The 17,635-nt window shown below is 66.6% G+C and carries 16 protein-coding genes; 11 read left to right on the top strand and 5 right to left on the bottom strand.

Annotation, left to right across the window (positions count from 1 at the left end; translation table 11 throughout):
- Positions 1-2: 2 nt before the first annotated feature.
- The 4 genes from A9974_RS22935 to A9974_RS22920 form a co-directional block, all read right to left on the bottom strand.
- Entirely contained in the window at positions 3-833 is an 831-nt protein-coding gene (locus tag A9974_RS22935; RefSeq protein ID WP_183006485.1) for a ThiF family adenylyltransferase, read from the bottom strand.
- Between the two features lie 622 nt (positions 834-1,455).
- Complete coding sequence (locus A9974_RS22930) at positions 1,456-2,877, bottom strand: efflux transporter outer membrane subunit (RefSeq protein WP_183006484.1); 1,422 nt, start codon at positions 2,875-2,877, stop codon at positions 1,456-1,458.
- 5 nt (positions 2,878-2,882) lie between these two features.
- The gene (locus A9974_RS22925; RefSeq protein ID WP_183006483.1) at positions 2,883-4,841 is read right to left on the bottom strand and encodes a MacB family efflux pump subunit; all 1,959 of its coding nucleotides are present in this window, start codon (positions 4,839-4,841) and stop codon (positions 2,883-2,885) included.
- Between the two features lies 1 nt (position 4,842).
- On the bottom strand, positions 4,843-6,027 hold the full coding sequence (locus A9974_RS22920; RefSeq protein ID WP_183006482.1) for an efflux RND transporter periplasmic adaptor subunit: 1,185 nt from the start codon (positions 6,025-6,027) through the stop codon (positions 4,843-4,845).
- 498 nt (positions 6,028-6,525) lie between these two features.
- On the opposite strand from A9974_RS22920, the gene A9974_RS22915 reads away from it, so the two are divergent.
- The 6 genes from A9974_RS22915 to purU all read left to right on the top strand — a co-directional run bounded on the left by A9974_RS22915 (position 6,526) and on the right by purU (position 11,780).
- Positions 6,526-7,653, top strand: a complete 1,128-nt coding sequence (locus tag A9974_RS22915) for an MFS transporter (RefSeq protein WP_220806095.1) — start codon at positions 6,526-6,528, stop codon at positions 7,651-7,653.
- 2 nt (positions 7,654-7,655) lie between these two features.
- On the top strand, positions 7,656-8,318 hold the full coding sequence (locus tag A9974_RS22910) for a gamma-glutamylcyclotransferase (protein ID WP_183006480.1): 663 nt from the start codon (positions 7,656-7,658) through the stop codon (positions 8,316-8,318).
- Between the two features lie 114 nt (positions 8,319-8,432).
- Positions 8,433-9,062 carry a pyridoxamine 5'-phosphate oxidase gene (gene pdxH, locus A9974_RS22905; protein WP_183006479.1) on the top strand — a complete coding sequence of 210 codons (630 nt, stop codon included), beginning with the start codon at positions 8,433-8,435 and terminating at the stop codon, positions 9,060-9,062.
- A gap of 44 nt (positions 9,063-9,106) precedes the next feature.
- Complete coding sequence (locus A9974_RS22900) at positions 9,107-9,631, top strand: flavin reductase family protein (protein ID WP_183006478.1); 525 nt, start codon at positions 9,107-9,109, stop codon at positions 9,629-9,631.
- Positions 9,628-10,731, top strand: a complete 1,104-nt coding sequence (locus tag A9974_RS22895; protein WP_183006477.1) for an NAD(P)/FAD-dependent oxidoreductase — start codon at positions 9,628-9,630, stop codon at positions 10,729-10,731. The genes A9974_RS22900 and A9974_RS22895 overlap by 4 nt, the downstream gene beginning before the upstream one ends.
- Before the next feature lie 194 nt (positions 10,732-10,925).
- Positions 10,926-11,780, top strand: coding sequence for a formyltetrahydrofolate deformylase (purU, locus tag A9974_RS22890; protein WP_183006476.1), 855 nt, complete (start codon positions 10,926-10,928; stop codon positions 11,778-11,780).
- 51 nt (positions 11,781-11,831) lie between these two features.
- On the opposite strand, the gene A9974_RS22885 is transcribed toward purU, so the two are convergent.
- On the bottom strand, positions 11,832-12,737 hold the full coding sequence (locus A9974_RS22885) for a LysR family transcriptional regulator (protein ID WP_183006475.1): 906 nt from the start codon (positions 12,735-12,737) through the stop codon (positions 11,832-11,834).
- Between the two features lie 86 nt (positions 12,738-12,823).
- Here A9974_RS22885 and A9974_RS22880 point away from each other — a divergent pair, with 86 nt between their 5' ends.
- The 5 genes from A9974_RS22880 (at position 12,824) to A9974_RS22860 (ending at position 17,635) form a co-directional block, all read left to right on the top strand.
- Entirely contained in the window at positions 12,824-14,059 is a 1,236-nt protein-coding gene (locus A9974_RS22880; RefSeq protein ID WP_183006474.1) for an iron-containing alcohol dehydrogenase family protein, read from the top strand.
- 64 nt (positions 14,060-14,123) lie between these two features.
- Positions 14,124-14,999: a TauD/TfdA family dioxygenase gene (locus tag A9974_RS22875; protein WP_183006473.1), complete on the top strand. Its 876-nt coding sequence runs from the start codon at positions 14,124-14,126 to the stop codon at positions 14,997-14,999.
- Between the two features lie 36 nt (positions 15,000-15,035).
- Complete coding sequence (locus A9974_RS22870) at positions 15,036-16,028, top strand: tripartite tricarboxylate transporter substrate binding protein (RefSeq protein WP_255468300.1); 993 nt, start codon at positions 15,036-15,038, stop codon at positions 16,026-16,028.
- A 30-nt stretch (positions 16,029-16,058) separates the two neighbouring features.
- Positions 16,059-17,216, top strand: a complete 1,158-nt coding sequence (locus A9974_RS22865) for an alpha-hydroxy acid oxidase (protein WP_183006472.1) — start codon at positions 16,059-16,061, stop codon at positions 17,214-17,216.
- Positions 17,213-17,635, top strand: a complete 423-nt coding sequence (locus tag A9974_RS22860) for a nuclear transport factor 2 family protein (protein WP_183006471.1) — start codon at positions 17,213-17,215, stop codon at positions 17,633-17,635. The genes A9974_RS22865 and A9974_RS22860 overlap by 4 nt, the downstream gene beginning before the upstream one ends.

Genomic DNA, 17,635 nt, shown 5'->3' with positions numbered 1-17,635 from the left:
ACTCAGCCCAGCGCCAAGCGCAAGGCCTCATTGGCCGCCGCCATCCCCATGGCCGCCGTCACGGTCACGACAGACCCATACCCCGCGCAAGACAATCCCTGCGGCGCCACCGCTTGGGCGGCCACGCCCATGTCGTCTTCCATCTCGCCCACCCGCGTCCATTCATCCGGCAAGATCGCCGGCTGATCGAACCACAACGCATGCACCCCCATCTTGGGCACCCGCTTCAAGGCCTTGCCGTTCTTGTCCGACGCCCGAGGAAACCCATGCTCGCGCCGCAGCTTGTTGCGCAACTTGGACAACAAGGCATCATTGACCGCCGCCGACAGATCCCCTGCCCGCAGGGCCAGCGGATCCGTCTTGCCCCCCGCCCCACCACACAACAACATGGGCACACCCAACGCCCGCGCATGCAAGATCATCGCAATCTTGGCCGCCGCCTGATCGGTACAGTCAATGATGACGGTATAAGGCCCCGGCAAGACCTCGCCCACATTCTCGGGCGACACAAAGTCATCCACCCGCGTCAACCGGCAAGCAGGATTGATCCCCAACACCCGCTCGGCCATGGCATCCACCTTGGACTGCCCCACGGTATCCGTCAGCGCATGAATCTGCCGATTGACGTTGGACTCGGCAATATGGTCCAGATCAATCAATGTCAGCGCCCCAATCCCGCAACGCGCAAGCGCTTCCACCGTCCACGAGCCAACCCCGCCCAGACCGGCAACGGCAATGTGCGCGTCTTGAAAACGTCTGGGAGCATCAGGCCCGTAAAGGCGTGACAAGCTGGAGAAGCGGCGGTCGAGATCGACGGAATCGAGGGTGTTCATAGCGGCTATTTTATATGGGTGCCAACCCGCCCCGTCCCGGCGGCGCGGACGGCCGTACAAGGCGTACCCCCCCTTTCGCGCATCCACTGCCACGCCCCGACAACCCCAATCGTGCCCCGCTATCGGCGCGAACGCCGTGGCATTCCCAGCAATTGTGCAGCGCCCGATGGGCGGCGCGCGAGACGATCAACACGAGCAGGCCAACCTGTGCCGCGCCGCCCATCACCGCCCCCCCCGGCCGTGGCGAACCACTAGAAAACCAATCGCCACCAGCGCGAAGCGCCACCGTCACACAGTCAGCAACACAAATGCCAAACGTGGCCGCCCGCGCGGCCGCGGCTTGGCGGCACCGTAGGTTTCATACCCTGACCACAGGTCCAGCAGCGCGACAAACCTAGAAACCCGTAGCCCCTGGCGGTGGTGGCTTGCGGAGCGGGCAACCTCGATGCGCCCGAGGGAATCGGAAGGGAGCCGAAGGCGGACGACGATGACGAAGGGGGAGTCCGGCGCCCGCGCGCCGGACCGCAATCGTGGGCGCCCGCTCCGCAAGCCACCACCGCCAGGGGCGACCTACGAAGAACTCCCGACCGCCCACAAACCAAAAACCACAAAAGTAGAAAACCTACTCCACATTCGTAGCAGAAACAGAATCATCCCCACCGAGCGCCTGATAAACCTTCACCTGATTCACCAACCGATTCAACACATTCTCATCCCGCGCAATCTCCGCCACCCGCCGCTTCTCCTGCGCATCCAACCAGAACCGCAACGACACAGACCCCGCCCGATACCGGACCTCGTACAGCCGCTCAGCCTCTCGAGCCGCCTTCAACGATGCCTCAAGCTGCTCCCCCTGCACCCGCAGCTGCGTCCGATTCGACAACGCATTTTCCACATCGGCCATCGCCTGATAAAGAGCTTGCCTGAACGTCACCACCCGCTCATCGAACTCCGTCCGCGAAATCTTCAGATTCAGCCCCAGCCGGTTCCACTGCAAAAACGGCAGCGTCAGCGCCGTCGTCAGCGCCCCCACCGGATTTTGCAGAATATTCGACAGCGTCGGACTGCTCGTTCCCAGCGACCCCGTCAGCGTCAGCGTCGGATAGAAGCTTGCCCGCGCCGCGTCCACATTCGACAGCGCCTCGCGCAGCCGCAGTTCAGCCGCCCGCAGATCCGGCCGGCGTCCCAGCAGCTCCGCCGGCACTCCTGCCCGCGCCTCCGGCAAAGGATATTGAGGCAGCCGTGGCGGGTCCGCCATCGTGCGGTCCGGCGGGCCGTCGAACAGGATCGTCAGCGCGTTCACGTATTCCACATGTTGCTGCACCAGCAACGCGTGCGACGCCTGCTGGCTGGCCACCGTCTGCTCCGCTTCCGCCATTTCCAGCGCCGAGGCCCCACCCGCCGCGTACTGCGCCCGCACCAGATCCTGCGTCTTGCGCGCGTACGCGATGCTTTCCAGACTGCTGGCGATACGTTGATTGATGAACGCCGTCTGCCAATACAGCGTTGCCGTCGTGCCCACCAGCGACAGCGCCGAACTCTGCCGGTCCTGCTCGCTGGCCAGCGCTTCCCAGTCGGCCGCATCGCGTTGGCGCGACAGCTTGCCCCACAGGTCCACCTCGTAACCGATCGACAGCTCCGTGCCGTTGGCGCGGGTAATCGCGCGGTCGCCGTAAAAATTGCGTGAACGGGTCACGCTGGCATTGCCCGTCAGTTGTGGAATCAACTGATCTTCGGCCAGGCCCGCCTGGTACTGCGCGCGGCGCACCCGGATGGCAGCCGCGGCCAGATCGTTGTTGCGCGCCAGCGCGCCCTCGACCAGGCCGTTCAGCACCGGATCATTGAAATTGCGCCACCACGCACCGCCGTCCGCCAGCGCCGCGGCCGGCGCCAGCGGCGCCGCCGTGTCGGACGCGTACGTCCAGGCCGCTGGCGCCCGCGTCTCGGGCGCCTGGTACTCGGTCTTGAGCAGGCCGCCGCAGCCGGACAGGGCCAGCGCCAAGGCCAGCGCGGCGGGTTTGTAGATCAGGGAAACTGCTTTCATTGTCCTCATTCCCGGGCCAGCGCCTCAACGGGATCCAGGCGCGCCGCATTGCGCGCCGGTAAATAGCCGAACAGCACGCCGATCAGCGTCGAGCAGGTAAAGGCCGCCACCATCGACGCCGTCGAATAGATCATGCGGAAAGACCCGCCCGTGGCCTTGGACACCAGCACGCCCAGGCCCAGCGACAGCGCAATGCCGACCGCCCCGCCGATCAGGCACACCAGCACCGCCTCGATCAGGAACTGCTGCATGATGTCGCTGCGGCGCGCGCCCACCGCCATGCGCACGCCGATTTCCCGGGTGCGCTCGGTCACCGACACCAGCATGATGTTCATCACCCCGATACCGCCCACCATCAGCGAGATCAGCGCGATCAGCGACACCAGCAGCGTCATCGTCGCCGTCGTGCGTTCGATCGTCTTGCGGATCGCGTCCGTGTTGAACACAAAGAAATCCTTCACGACGTGGCGGCGCAGCATCACGCGGGTGATCGCCTGCTCGGCCGCGGCGGGCGGCGAGGCGTCGTTTACGCGCACGGTGATGCTTTTCAGGTGCTGTTGCCCCAGCACGCGCGACAGCGCGGTGGTGTAGGGGATCCAGACATTCAGGGTTTCGTTGTTGCCGAACACCGTGTCGCTTTTCTTGGTCACCCCGATCACGCGGGCCGGCATCGCACCCAGGAAAATGATCTGACCGATGGCATCGGTGTGCGAGCCGAACAGCGTCTTGCGGGTGCTTTCGTCGATCACCACTTCCTGCGCGCGCCGGGCCACGCTGGTCGCGTCAAAGAACTTGCCCTCGGCCAGCTTCACGGCGCGGACCCGGAAGTACTGTTCGCCTACGCCTTGGATCGCGCCGTTCACCGCCACGTTGCGATAGCGCAGCGTGTTGCTGGTGGAGACTTCGGGCGTCACGCTGTCCACATACGACTCGCGCGCCAGCGCGTCGGCGTCGGCCGGCACCAGCGTGCGGATCGTGACGGCCTTTTCGTCGCCGAAATCCTTGCCCGGAAACACCTCGACCGTGTTGGTGCCGATTTCGCTGATGTCTTCCAGGATCTTCTGGCGCGAGCCTTCGCCCAGCGCCACTACGGATACCACCGCCGCAATGCCGATGATGATGCCCAGCATCGTCAGCGACGTGCGCAGGCGGTGCGCGTTCATGGCCAGGAGCGCCATGCGCAGCGCCTCGCCGCAGCGATCCAGGTAGGCCTGCCAGGCCGGCCGCGGCGGCAGCACGGCGGGTTCCTCGCGGACCGCCTGGATTGTCGGCGCATCCGGATTGCGCTTGTCCGACACGATTTCGCCGTCGCTGATCTCGATGATGCGCTGCGCGTGGCGCGCTACGTTCATGTCGTGCGTGACCAGGATGATGGTGTGGCCGGCCGCGTTCAGCTCCTCCAGGATGCGCAGCACTTCCTGGCCCGTATGCGTGTCCAACGCCCCGGTGGGTTCGTCCGCCAGGATGATGTCGCCGCCGTTCATCAGCGCGCGGGCGATACTTACGCGTTGCTGCTGGCCGCCGGACAACTGGCCGGGGCGGTGGCCCGTCCGGTCGCCAAGGCCCAGGCGTCGCAACAGGTCTTCGGCGCGTTCCAGCCGTGCTTCGCGGCGCTTGCCGGCATAGACAGCCGGCACTTCGACGTTGCCCTGCGCCGTCAGGTCGGACAGCAGGTGATAGCGCTGGAAAATGAAACCGAAGTGTTCACGGCGCAGCTCGGCCAGTTCGTCCGGGTCGAGCTCGCCCGTGCTGCGGCCGTCCACGCGGTAGTCGCCGCTGGTGGGGCGGTCCAGGCAGCCCAGGATGTTCATCAGGGTCGACTTGCCCGAACCGGACGCACCGACGATGGCCACCATTTCCCCGGCCTCGATGGTCAGGTGAATGTCCTTGAGCACGGCGATGGTCTGCTCGCCCGCGGGAAACTCGCGGCGCACCCCGGCCAACGAAATGAGCGGTCCGGCCATCTCAGCGCCCTGCGGCGGCGGCCACCGGCGCGGCATCGGCCGATACCACGCGTTCGCCGACTTCCAGGCCTTCCAGCACCTGCGCCTGCACGTTGTTGTTCATGCCGATCCTGACCTGGCGGGTCTCGGTCTGGTTGGCCTTGTCGACCACCCGCACCGCATAGCGGCCGTCTTCGCCGCGCTTGCCCAGGGCCGAGGCCGGCACCACCACCGCGTCGCGGGCCTCGCCCAGCACAATGGACACCTGCGCCGTCATGGAAATGCGCAGCTTCTCGTCGGGATTGGGCACGTCGAACAGGCCGTTGTAGTACACGGCGGCGCTGGTGGAGCTGGAGCCGGACGCGGTCAGCGATGCCGTGGCGTCGTCCTTCTGGATCGATTCGGGCGCCGGCTCGATCGCGCGCAGCGTGGCCTGGTAACGCTGGTCGGGCTCGCCCAGGATGGTGAAGTACACCGGCAGGCCCGGCTTGACCCGGGTCACGTCGGCTTCGGAGATCTGCGCCTTGATGGTCATGGTGGCCACCTGGGCGACCTTGATGATGGTGGGCGCGCTCTGGAACGAGTTGACCGTCTGGCCTTCCTTGGTGACCACCGCGACCACGATGCCGTCGATCGGCGAGACGATGCGGGTGTAGCCCAGGTTGACCTTGGCCGTGTCCACCTGGATCTCGGCCTGGACGATCTGTGCGTCCAGCGAACTGATGTCGGCGCGCGTCACGCCCAGCGTGGCCTCGGCGGTTTCGTAGGCCTCGCGCGAACTGGCGTCGGCCGCCAGCATCTGGCGCTGACGGCGGAAGGCCAGCTCGGCCTGCTTCAGGGTGGCGACCTTGGCGGCGCGCTCGGCCCGGCGGGTCTGCAACGCGGCTTCGGCGTTGCGCAGCTCGTTCTGCTGGGTCAAGTCGTCGATCTCGGCGACCAGCTGCCCCTTCTTGACGCGGTCGCCCAGCGCCACCTTCAGCGATTTGAGCTGCCCGGTGGCCTGCGCGCCGACGCTCACGCGTTCGATGGCGTCCATCGTGCCGCTGGCCAGCACGCTGTCTTCGAGATTGCCGCGGGTGACTTCCGCCACGGCGAAGGTGGGCGCCGGCGGAGCCGAGAAAAAGGCGGCTCGGACGCCATAGGCGATGATCAGGACAACAACGGCGATGAGGACGTAGCGCTGGACTTTGCTGCGAGGCTTTTTCATTGAACCAGTTCGGATGAGGCGGCGGGTGCTTGGCCCGCCACTCGAATAACTAAAAACGGAGAGGGCCGGCGGCGCTTGCCCAGACTGCCTGCACATCCTAAACGCTGGTTTGCGCCAAAAGGATGCCCAAGATGTGGCGAAAGGGTGAAAAACGGTAAAGCGGGCCAGGGTTGTGCCGCTGCATTGGATGATTGTTCCGTTGCGTGAACGATACATCTGTTGCGGTGCATTCATGCAAGCCCTGTAACCGACCTTGCGGCGAACATGCCGCCATCTTGCCCCAACCCTATCCGACTTAGGCCATAGATGGCGCCTATCTTGTCACCACTGCCGAAATACGATTGCCGCAGTGCAAAAAAACCGCGCCTCGACATAGCGCGATGATAGGCACAGAATGCATGCAGTTAAGTCGTATCCGTGCCTATTTCGCCCCCATCCCCCTCTTCACATCACGCCGCCCCGGAGTTTTCCGGGGCGGCGCTATTGTGCGTGCTGGCCATGCTGAACCACGTGGCGCTGACCGGGGGACGGATCACCGTGTCCCTGACGGCGCTGCAGATGGGCCTGTCCACCTTCAAGGTGGGCACGCTGATCGCCGTGTTCGCGGTGCTGCCGATGCTGTTTTCGGTACGCGCCGGCCGCTGGGTCGACCGGGTCGGCATCGTGCGACCACTGGTCACCGGCACCACGCTGGTGGTGATCGGCACCGCGCTGCCCTTCGTATCGCAGACCCAGTTCGCGCTGCTGATCGCATCCTGCAGCATCGGCATCGGCTTCATGCTGCACCAGGTCGCCACGCAAGACCTGCTGGGCCACGCCGAGCCCGCGCAACGCCTGCGCAATTTCTCGTACATGTCGCTGGCCCTGGCCGGATCCGGTTTTTCGGGCCCGCTGATCGCCGGGCTGGCGATCGATCACCTGGGCACCCGGCTGGCCTTCGGCCTGTTGACGCTGGGTCCGCTGCTGTCGGCCGCCGGGCTGTACACCTTGCGCCACCAGTTGAAGGCAGTGGATTCGCTGCTGGCTGGCGCCAAGGAAGCCCAGCGCCGCCGCGTGACCGAGCTGTTGGCGGTGCCGGCGCTGCGGCGCATCCTGATGGTCAACACGATCCTGTCCGGCGCCTGGGACACACATTTGTTCGTCGTGCCCATTTTCGGCATCGCGATCGGCCTGTCGGCCACCACCATCGGCGTCATACTTGCCTCGTTCGCGGCGGCAACATTCATCATCCGCCTGGTATTGCCGCTGATTCAGCGCCGTGTCCGGTCCTGGACGCTGGTGCGCGTCGCCATGGCCACCGCCGCCATCGACTTCATGCTTTACCCGCTGTTCACCGACGTTGGCGTCCTGATCGTGCTGTCGTTCATCCTGGGGCTTGCGCTGGGATGCTGCCAACCGAGTATGCTTTCACTGCTGCACCAGCATTCGCCGCCAGGGCGCGCCGCCGAGGCCGTGGGCTTGCGGATGGCGCTGATCAATGGTTCGCAGGTTTCCCTGCCGCTGACCTTCGGCGCGCTGGGTGCGGTCATCGGCGTCGCCCCGTTGTTCTGGGCCTATTCCGTGGCCCTGATGGCCGGGGGCTGGGCCAATCGCAACCCCCCGCTCGAGTCTGACCGGAAACCGTAGTCGTGAACACGCAGTCCTCTCCTTCCGCCGCCGGCATCGCCGGCGCCAGCCTGCCCTTTCGCCTGTGGACGCCCGAAGAACGGCAAGCCTCGCTGACCGCCGCGCTGCAGCATTGGCAGGCCGGCGAGGACGTCTGGGTATATGGGTACGGATCGCTGGTCTGGCGCCCGGATTTCGATTTCGAAGAACGGCGCCTGGCCACACTGCATGGCCACCACCGGGCGCTGTGCCTGTGGTCGCGGGTCAATCGCGGCACGCCCGAATGCCCTGGGCTGGTGTTTGGCCTGGACCGCGGCGGCTCCTGCCGCGGCGTGGTCTACCGCCTGGCGGGCAGCCAGGTGCCGACGTATTTCCCGGCCCTGTGGGACCGCGAGATGTCCACCGGCGCCTACCTGCCCCGCTGGCTCAACTGCACCACCGACGCCGGCACCGTCAAGGCGCTGGTATTTGTCATGAACCGCGCCAATCCGGCCTACATCCGCGCCCTGCCCGAGGCCGAACTGCTGGCCATCGTGCGCCGGGCCGCCGGACGCTACGGCCCCTGCACCGAATACGTAGTGCAGACCGCCCAGGCCCTGCGCGCGGCCGGCATCCACGACGCCCGCCTGGACGCCATCGCCCGCCACCTGGAAGAAGACGGCCGGCCGTTGCCCGAGGGCGCCTAGGGCTTGTCTGCCCGCGGCTGCCGGAAACTTGCCCGGATCCTGCGCGGGGTCAATAAGGGGAGCGTGCCAGCGGCGGTATAAACTGCTTGTTATCAACGCTGAATCAAACGCCCCATGTCTGTCTCCGATCTGCGTCAAAGCTACGACAAGAACGTGCTGCTGGAAAGCCAGGCCGCCGCCTCGCCGTTCGAGCAATTCACCCTGTGGTTCGACGAGGCCCTGGCCGCCAAGGTCCCCGAACCCAACGCCATGACCCTGGCCACGGTGGATGCCCACGGCCAGCCCAGCGCCCGCATCGTCCTGATCAAGGGTTTCGACGAGCGCGGCTTCACGTTCTTCACCAATTACGAATCCCGCAAGGGCACCGACCTGGCGGCCGAACCGCGCGCCTGCCTGCTGTTCTTCTGGCAGCCGCTGGAACGCCAGGTCCGCATTGAGGGCGTGGTCGAACAAGTGCCGGCCGAGGAATCCGACGCCTACTACCATAGCCGCCCGGCCGGTTCGCGCATCGGCGCCTGGGCCTCGCGCCAGAGCCAGCCGATCACCCGCGCCGAGCTCGAAGCCCGCGAGCAGGAATTCCGCGAGCGCTACGGCGACCAGCCGCCGCGTCCGCCGCACTGGGGCGGCTATCGCCTCAAACCCACTTCCATTGAATTCTGGCAAGGCAGGCCGTCGCGCCTGCACGACCGTCTGCGCTATGTCGCCGACGGCCAGGGCTGGAAGATCGAACGCCTGTCGCCTTGACGCTGCCGGGCGCCGTCCGCGGCGCCCGCCCCACTCTCATTTGCATGCCAGCCTCCTTCCCTGATTTCGACGCTGCTTTCTTCCGCACCGCGCTAGGCCGCTACGCCACCGGCGTCACGGTCGTGACCACCGCCGACCTCGACGGCGCGCCCATCGGGCTGACGGTCAGTTCGTTCAACTCGGTGTCGCTGAATCCGCCGCTGGTGCTCTGGAGCCTATCGCGCAATTCCTCGTCGCTGGCCGCCTTCGAGCAGTGCCAGCGCTACGTGGTCAATGTGCTGAGCGCCGAACAGATCGCCCTGGCGCGCCGTTTCGCCACGGGCAAGACGCCCGACCGCTATGCCGGCCTGACGGTGCACCATGCGCCGGCCGGCACGCCCATGCTGGACGGCCGCTGCGCCGCCTGGTTCGAATGCCACAATCGCAGCCGCTACATCGAAGGAGATCACGTCATCATGGTCGGCGAAGTCGAACATTGCGGACATAGCGGCGAGCCGCCGCTGGTCTTTCACGCGGGTGGTTTCGACCTGACCCCGGCCGGCGCCCGCGCCGACAGGAAGGCGCCATGAGCGTCGATATCGATTGCGTCGTGATCGGCGCCGGCGTGGTCGGCCTGGCCATTGCACGCGCCCTGGCCCAGTCCGGCCGCGAAGTGCTGGTGGCCGAAGCCACCGAAGCCATCGGCACCGGCACCAGTTCGCGCAACTCCGAAGTCATCCACGCCGGCATCTATTACCCGGCGGGCAGCCTCAAGGCCCGCCTGTGCGTGCGCGGCAAGCACCTGCTGTACGCCTACTGCGCCGAACGTGGCATTGCGCACCGCCGCCTGGGCAAGCTGATCGTCGCCACCAGCGCGGAACAGGCCACCCAGCTGGCAGGCATTGCCCAGCGCGCCCGCGCCAACGGCGTGGACGACCTGCAATTCATTTCCGGCGAAGACGCGATGCGCCTGGAGCCCGCGCTGCAGTGCACCGCGGCGCTGGTGTCGCCATCCACCGGCATCGTCGACAGCCACGCGCTGATGCTGGCCTACCAGGGCGATGCCGAAAACGCGGGCGCCCAGTGCGTGTTCCATACCCCGCTGGTGTCCGGCCGGGTGCGGCCCGAAGGCGGCTTCGCGCTGCAGTTCGGCGGCGATGACGCCATGACCCTGACCTGCAACGTGCTGATCAATTCAGCCGGCTTACAGGCGCCGGCCCTGGCGCGCCGCATCGACGGCGTGCCGCCTGCCAGCATCCCCACCGATTACCTGTGCAAGGGCAGCTATTTCACGCTGGCCGGCCGCGCGCCCTTCTCGCGCCTGATCTACCCCGTGCCGCAGCATGCGGGCCTGGGCGTGCACCTGACGCTGGACATGGGCGGCCAAGCCAAGTTCGGCCCCGACACCGAATGGGTCGGCACCGAGGATTACACCATCGATCCGGCCCGCGCCGAGGTGTTCTACGATGCCGTGCGCAGCTACTGGCCGGCGCTGCCCGACAACGCCCTGACACCCGGCTACACCGGCATCCGGCCGAAGATATCCGGCCCTCAGGAGCCGGCTGCCGATTTCGTCATCGCCGGCCCCGCCGTGCACGGCGTGCCCGGCCTGGTGAACCTGTTCGGCATAGAATCGCCGGGCCTGACGTCCAGCCTGGCCTTGGCGGAAGAGACCCGGGCGAGATTATGAGCCCCCACGCCGCACACGCTTCGCGCGCTTGCTGCCCCCCGAGGGGGCTGTCCGCCCTTGGGGCGGCCCGGCGGACGGACAGCCCCCACGCCGCACACGCTTCGCGCGCTTGCCGCCCCCCGAGGGGGCTGTCCGCCCTTGGGGCGGCCCGGCGGGCGGACGCCCTTTCTTTTTTCCCTTCTTTTTTCTGAGCCATGCAGCACAACGACTACATCCTGACCCTGTCCTGCCCCGACCGCACGGGCATCGTCTTCCGCGTCAGCGGCCTGTTGTTCGAATTGGGTTGCAACATCCTGGATTCGCAGCAGTTCGGCGACGAGGAAACCGGCCGTTTCTTCCTGCGCGTGCACTTCGACCTGCCGGTCGGCGTGGCGCCGGAGGCGCTGCGCGCCCGCCTGGACGAGGTGTCGGCCGAGTACGGCATGGACCTGCAACTGCATGACGCCCGCCGCAAGGAACGCCTGCTGATCATGGTCAGCAAGCAGGGCCACTGCCTGAACGACCTGCTGTTCCGCGTGCACAGCGGCCAGTTGCACGCCGAAGTGGCCGCCATCGTGTCCAACCACAACGACTACGCCAGCCTGGCCGCGTCCTACGGCATTCCGTTCCATCACCTGCCCGTCACGCCCGAGACCAAGGCGCAACAGGAAAAGGACGTGCTGGCGCTGGTGGACCAGTACGGCATCGACCTGGTGGTGCTGGCCCGCTACATGCAGATCCTGTCGGCCGACATGTGTCGCGCGCTCAATGGCCGCGCCATCAACATCCACCACAGCTTCCTGCCCAGCTTCAAGGGCGCCCGCCCCTACCACCAGGCGCATGCGCGCGGCGTGAAGATCATCGGCGCCACCGCCCACTTCGTGACCTCGGACCTGGACGAAGGCCCGATCATCGACCAGGACATCGAGCGCGTGGACCACACCATGACGGCGCAGGACCTGACCCAAGTCGGCAGCGACATCGAATCGCTGGTGCTGTCGCGCGCGGTGCGCAGCCACGTCGAGCACCGCATCCTGCTGAACCGCAACAAGACCGTGGTGTTCCGCTAGGAACACCACGCGCCCGCCGACGCCCGGCGGACGCATCGCAAGACCCGGCGGTCAGCGTTTCCAGTCGGCGTCCTTGAACCAATTGCGCAGATGCTCCACGATCAGCCTGACCTTGTCAGGCTGATTGCGTTTGGTCTGCACGATGGCGTGGATGTCCAGGCCCTGCGGCTCGTAGTCAGGCAGCAGCACTTCCAGCACGCCGTCGGCCAGGTCCTGCTCGACCATGTAGCGCGGGTGCATCGACACCCCGCCGCCGCGCTTGGTCATGTTCAGGATGGCTTCGCCCAGGTTCGAATTGAACGACCCGCTTACCCGCACGACGTGGGTATTGGCCTGCGCATCGGTAAAGCTCCATTGCCCCGTGGGGGCCTTCAGGTTGTGCGCCAGGCAGTTGTGCCGCTCCAGGTCTTGCGGGGTTTCCGGCCGGCCGTGGCGCGCCAGGTAAGCCGTTGTGGCCACCACCACCTGCGGCACCACCGTGATCTTGTAGGCGATCTGGTTGGAATCCTTCAGCCGCGGCGCGATGCGCACGGATAGGTCGATGTTCTCGGCGATCAGGTCGCTGCGGCCGTCGTCGATCAGCAGCGACACCTTGATAGCCGGATAGCGCGCCAGGAAATCCTGGATCGCCGGCACCAGATGCACCGTGCCAAACGAGGGCGGCGCGCCGATGCGGATGCGGCCGCTGGCCGTCAGCACCGGCCCTTGCACCAGTTCCTTCAGGTTCAGCAGGCTCTGCGCCAACGTATCGGCGTTTTCCAGCAGCAGGCGGCCACTTTCGGTCAGGCTGACGTGCTTGGTATTGCGGTTGAGCAATTGCACCTCGAAGTGCGCTTCCAGCCAGGCGACCTTCTTGGTGACGGCCGAGCGGCTGGAAGCCAGGCTGTCGGCCGCCTTGGAAAAACTGAGGCTCTTGCCAACTTCGACGAACACTTCCAGGCAGTCGATAACGTTCATTCTGGATCCGTATGTTTCCAAAAAGGAAAAAGCCATTTCCTTTTCTGGTGATATTTCAGCGTAACCGGCGTCACTATACTGGCCGCATGAACTCAGCCCCCCCGACTTCAGCGCCCGTGCGCGGCCCGCGTCCCTTCGATTACCACCTGTTCGGTACGCACGTCTGTTTCGGGGAAGGCGTCTCGGCCTTGATAGTAAAGGAACTTGAGGCACTGGGCTGTTCCCGGCCGGTGATCCTGGCGCAAGCCAGAATGGTCGATTCCGATCGTTTCCAGGCACTCTCCAAGGCTTGGCACGGACGTGATGCGCTGCTGCTGGCGGACGTGCCGAATCATTCCGGCGTGGCATTTGTGGAAACAGTGGCTAGAAAAGTGGCGGCCTTCGGCGCGGACTGCCTGATCGCGATAGGCGGAGGCAGCGTGGCCGACACGGCCAAGGCCCTGGCCCTGCTGCTGGCCGAAGGCGGCAGCCTGGCGGACCACGTGACCGCCTTCGAGCCGCCCGCCACCGTGCACATCCCGCTGCGCCTCAAGCCGCAGCTGCCCATCATCGGCCTGCCCACGACGGCGTCCGGCGCGGAGACCACCTCGTCGTTCGGGGTGCGCGGCGCGGACGGGCACAAGCTGATGTTCTGGAACCGGCGCGTGGCGGCGGCCACGCTGCTGATCGACCCGCTGCTGTGCGAGGACCTGCCGATGGCCCTGCTACGCGACACCGCCATGAACGGCATCGCCCATGCAGTGGAAGCCTTGTACTCCCTGGGACGCTCGCCTGTGTCCGACTGCGTGGCGGTCCGGGCGATAGATCTGTTTGACGAGGCGCTGGCCACCGGCGCCGCGCAAGCCATGCCCCCGCTCCAAGCCGCCCAGCCCGACACGATGGCACGCGCTGCCGCGCTGCGCGGCGCCATCCTGCAAGCCGCGCACCTGGCCGGCCTGGCCCTGTCGATGGCCCGCAGCTGCCTGCACCACGCCATCTGCCATGTCGTGGCGTCGCGCCAGGGCCTGCCTCACGGCGCGGTCAATCGCGTGATCCTGCCGCATGCGCTGGCGTTCAACGAACCGGCGGCAACCGAGGCCCTGCAACCCGCGCTGGACGCGGTGAACCGGCGCGCGCCCCGCCCCTATCCAACGCTATCCGCCTGGGTGGCGGACCTGCAGCGCCGTCATGCGATGCCCGCGCGGCTGTCCGCTCTGGGCGTGCCGGAAACGGCATTGGCGCCGATGGCCGCCGCGGTCATGACGGAACGCGGCCTGGCGCTGAACCCGCGCGCCTTGACCGGCGCGGCCGACGTATTGGGAATCTTGCGGGCCGCGTTCTAGGGCCTGTTGACACGACATGGCGCCCTGCCGGGGCGCCAGACACATCCGACAGACAGGAGACATCATGAAGATCGTTGCAGGGGCTGGCTCGCTGGGCGCCCGCATTCTGGATATCGACCTGGCGCAGCCGCTGGCCGACGCCGACTACCGCGGCATCGAAGCGGCATTGGGCCGGCACGGCGTGGTCAGCTTTCCGAAGCAGACGCTCGAGGCGCCGCATCTGAAGGCCTTTGCCGAGCGCTTTGGCACGCTGGAGCTGAACGTGGCGAACATGTACTTCGAACCGGGCCTGCCGGAAGTCATGATCCTGTCGAACATGGTGCAGGACGGCAAGCCGATCGGCCTGAGCGACGCCGGCCAGGATTGGCACACCGACATGTCCTATAGCCGCACCATCGCCTTCAGCAACGTACTGTACGGCATCCGCATCCCGATGCGCGACGGCAGGTCGCTGGGCAACACCGAGTTCTCCAACATGCACGCCGCCTACGACGAGCTGCCGGACGACCTGAAGGCCGAACTGGACGGCATGACCATTACCCACGACTTCAACAAGTTCTGGGAAATGATGCGCCGGGAAAAAGGCAGCACCCGTCCTCCGCTGACCGACGAGCAAAAGCGCCGCAAGCCGCCGGTATCGCACCCCGTTTTTCTGACGCACCCCATCACCGGCCGCAAAGTGCTGTACGCCAACCCCGGCTACTCCGTGAAGATCAATGAACTGCCCCCCGCGCGCAGCGACGAGGTGCTGGCTTTCCTGTTCCAGCATCAGTTGCAGGAGAAGTATCGCTACCGCCACCAATGGCAGGAAGGCGATGTGTTGATGTGGGACAACATGGGCACCATCCACAACGCCGTGGCCGACTACCGGCCCGACGAGCCGCGCTTGATCAAGCGCTGCCAGGTCATGGCCGACCGGTACTTTCCCGACCTGTACTGATACGGCCGTACCCATACCAAAAAACAAGGAGGAGACATGATGAAGAAAAATACCCTGACCCAGCTGTTCCGCGCCGCGCTGATCGTGGCCGCCACGGCGGGCGCTGCCGCGCCGGCCCTGGCCGACGACTATCCATCGCGCCCCATCCGCATGCAAGTGGGCTATGCCGCGGGCGGCCCGACGGACGTGATTGCACGCATTCTCGCCAAGCACATGTCGGAAACGCTGAAGACCTCGGTGGTGGTCGAGAACAAGCCGGGCGCCAGCGCCTCGATCGCCGCCAGCGACGTCATGCGTTCCGAGCCGGACGGCTACAAGGTGCTGGTGACGTCGCTGACGTTGAACGTAAACCCGCTGCTATACCCGGACCGCTACAACTATGATTCGGTCAAGGACTTCACGCCCATCAGCAATTTCGCCAAGCTGCCCATGGTGGTGGTGACCTCTTACGGATCGCCCTACAAGACCATGCAGGAACTGATCGCCGCCGGCCGCGCGAATCCGGACAAGCTCACCTTCGGCTCCTCGGGCATCGGCGGATCGGCCCACCTGGCTGCCGAGATGCTGGGCACCATGACGGGCATGAAGATGATGCACGTGCCGTTCAAGGGCAACGGCCCGGCCTTGCAGGAAATGCTGGCGGGGCGCATCTCGTTCATGTTCTATCCCAGCATCGGCATCGCCAACTACGTGGCGCAGAAGCAATTGCGCGTGCTGGCGATCGGCACCAAGGAACCGCAGCCCGAATTTCCCGGCGTGCCCACGCTGGAAAGCCTGGGCTACCCGGGCTTCGAGGAAGGCGCGTCCTGGGTCGGCATGCTGGCGCCGGCGGGAACGCCCAAGCCCATCGTCGACAAGCTGAACCAGGCGGCCAACGCGGCGCTGGCCAATCCCGACGTGCGCCAGCAATTGGCGTCGCTGGGCGCGCTGGTCGATGGCGGCACGCCGGAACAGTTCACGCAGTTCCTGGTGCAGGACCGAGCGCGCTGGGCCGACGTGATCAAGAAAGGCAATGTCAAAGGCGAATGAGCGGGCGCGTGCCGCCTGGGAATCCACACCATGACATCGCGACTGGACGACTGCTATTCCATCGAACGCCTGCGCCTGGCGGCCCGCGCGCGCCTGCCGCGGCCGATCTTCGACTTCTACGACGGCGGGGCGGAGGATGAAATCACCCTGCGCGAAAACGTCGGCGCGTTCCAGCGCCTGCGGCTGGCTCCCAGGGTGCTGCGCGACGTGTCGCAGGTCGACATGACGGCGCCGCTCGTCGGCGCGACCGCGGCCCTGCCCTGCGCCATCGGCCCGACCGGCGCGGTGGGCTTCGGCTGGCGCGGCGGCGACGTGGCGCTGGCCCGGGCCGCGGCGCAGGCCGGCATTCCGTATGCGCTGTCCACGTCGGCCACGGCCTCCATCGAAGAGATTGCCGACCAGGCGCCGGGCCGGCTCTGGTTCCAGGCCTACATCCTGCAGGACAAGGCGCGGCTGGCGGACCTGATCCGGCGTGCGGGCGCGGCCGGCTACGAGGCGCTGGTGATCACCGTGGACCTGCCGGTGGGAGGCAAGCGCGAACGCGATCTGGCCCACGGACTGGGGTTTCCCATGAAGATCACGCCGCGCAACTTCTGCCAGTTCGCTCGCCAGCCGGCCTGGTCGCTGGACATGCTGCTGCGGCGCCCGCCGGTCATGCCCAGCCTGGCCGGCCTGGAAGGGCGCGCGGCCGACCGCCGGGCGATGAAATCGGTGGCTGGCCGCAACTACGACCCCGCGTTCACGCTCGACGACCTGGCGCGGCTGCGCGACAGCTGGGCCGGCAAGCTCATCGTCAAGGGCGTGGTCAATGGGCTCGACGTGGACGCCATTATCAGCCTGGGCGCGGATGCCCTGGTCGTCTCCAACCACGGCGGCCGGCAGCTGGATACCGGCGTCGCCTCGCTGTCCGCCCTGCCCGAGGTGCTGGCGGCCGCGCGCGGGCGGGTGCCGGTGCTGCTGGACGGCGGCATCCGGCGCGGTAGCGACATCTTCAAGGCGCTGGCGCTGGGCGCGGCGGGCGTCCTGACCGGGCGCGCCACGTTGTATGGCGTGCTGGCCGGCGGCTACCCCGGCGCGAGCAAGGCGCTGCACATCCTGCGCGATGAACTGCAACGCACCATGCAGCTGTGCGGCGCGCGCAACCTGACGGACATCGATAGCGACATGCTGAAGACGGTATCCCCATGAACGACACCCTGGCCCTGTGCCACAACCAGGTCATGGCGTTCTTCCGCGATCTGGACGAGAACCGCTACGACGCACTGCTGCAACGCCTGGCGCCCGACGGGGTCTGGCTGCGGCAAGGCAAGACGCTGGCCGGCCGCGAGTCGGCGCGCGACGCGCTGTCCACGCGGTCCGCCACCCAGCGCATCCACCACCTGATCAGCAACCTGGTGGCCGACGCCTGGGATGCAGACCACTGCACGATGCGCGCCTACATGCTGGTCGTACGGCACGACAGCGGCGCGCCGCTGGCCGGCTCCGCGCCGCTGACGGGCATCGAGAACATCCGCAGTACGCACATCGAACTGGCGCGGCGGGACGGGCAATGGCTCATCACCCGCATGGCCAACGACGAACCCAGTTTCGCCGCCCCGGCGGCTTGA

The sequence above is a fragment of the Achromobacter sp. UMC71 genome (assembly GCF_014170305.1).
Lineage (GTDB): Bacteria > Pseudomonadota > Gammaproteobacteria > Burkholderiales > Burkholderiaceae_B > Achromobacter.
The sequence above is the reverse complement of the archived record's forward strand: the minus strand, read 5'-3'. Positions and strand labels throughout refer to the sequence as shown.

What these genes read in the sequence shown, in the direction of transcription:
- A9974_RS22935 (WP_183006485.1), bottom strand. Translation starts at nt 833, where the DNA reads ATGAACACCCTCGATTCCGTCGATCTCGACCGCCGCTTCTCCAGCTTG.
- A9974_RS22930 (WP_183006484.1), bottom strand. Translation starts at nt 2,877, where the DNA reads ATGAAAGCAGTTTCCCTGATCTACAAACCCGCCGCGCTGGCCTTGGCG.
- A9974_RS22925 (WP_183006483.1), bottom strand. Translation starts at nt 4,841, where the DNA reads ATGGCCGGACCGCTCATTTCGTTGGCCGGGGTGCGCCGCGAGTTTCCC.
- A9974_RS22920 (WP_183006482.1), bottom strand. Translation starts at nt 6,027, where the DNA reads ATGAAAAAGCCTCGCAGCAAAGTCCAGCGCTACGTCCTCATCGCCGTT.
- A9974_RS22915 (WP_220806095.1), top strand. Translation starts at nt 6,526, where the DNA reads ATGCTGAACCACGTGGCGCTGACCGGGGGACGGATCACCGTGTCCCTG.
- pdxH (WP_183006479.1), top strand. Translation starts at nt 8,433, where the DNA reads ATGTCTGTCTCCGATCTGCGTCAAAGCTACGACAAGAACGTGCTGCTG.
- A9974_RS22900 (WP_183006478.1), top strand. Translation starts at nt 9,107, where the DNA reads ATGCCAGCCTCCTTCCCTGATTTCGACGCTGCTTTCTTCCGCACCGCG.
- A9974_RS22895 (WP_183006477.1), top strand. Translation starts at nt 9,628, where the DNA reads ATGAGCGTCGATATCGATTGCGTCGTGATCGGCGCCGGCGTGGTCGGC.
- purU (WP_183006476.1), top strand. Translation starts at nt 10,926, where the DNA reads ATGCAGCACAACGACTACATCCTGACCCTGTCCTGCCCCGACCGCACG.
- A9974_RS22885 (WP_183006475.1), bottom strand. Translation starts at nt 12,737, where the DNA reads ATGAACGTTATCGACTGCCTGGAAGTGTTCGTCGAAGTTGGCAAGAGC.
- A9974_RS22880 (WP_183006474.1), top strand. Translation starts at nt 12,824, where the DNA reads ATGAACTCAGCCCCCCCGACTTCAGCGCCCGTGCGCGGCCCGCGTCCC.
- A9974_RS22875 (WP_183006473.1), top strand. Translation starts at nt 14,124, where the DNA reads ATGAAGATCGTTGCAGGGGCTGGCTCGCTGGGCGCCCGCATTCTGGAT.
- A9974_RS22870 (WP_255468300.1), top strand. Translation starts at nt 15,036, where the DNA reads ATGATGAAGAAAAATACCCTGACCCAGCTGTTCCGCGCCGCGCTGATC.
- A9974_RS22865 (WP_183006472.1), top strand. Translation starts at nt 16,059, where the DNA reads ATGACATCGCGACTGGACGACTGCTATTCCATCGAACGCCTGCGCCTG.
- A9974_RS22860 (WP_183006471.1), top strand. Translation starts at nt 17,213, where the DNA reads ATGAACGACACCCTGGCCCTGTGCCACAACCAGGTCATGGCGTTCTTC.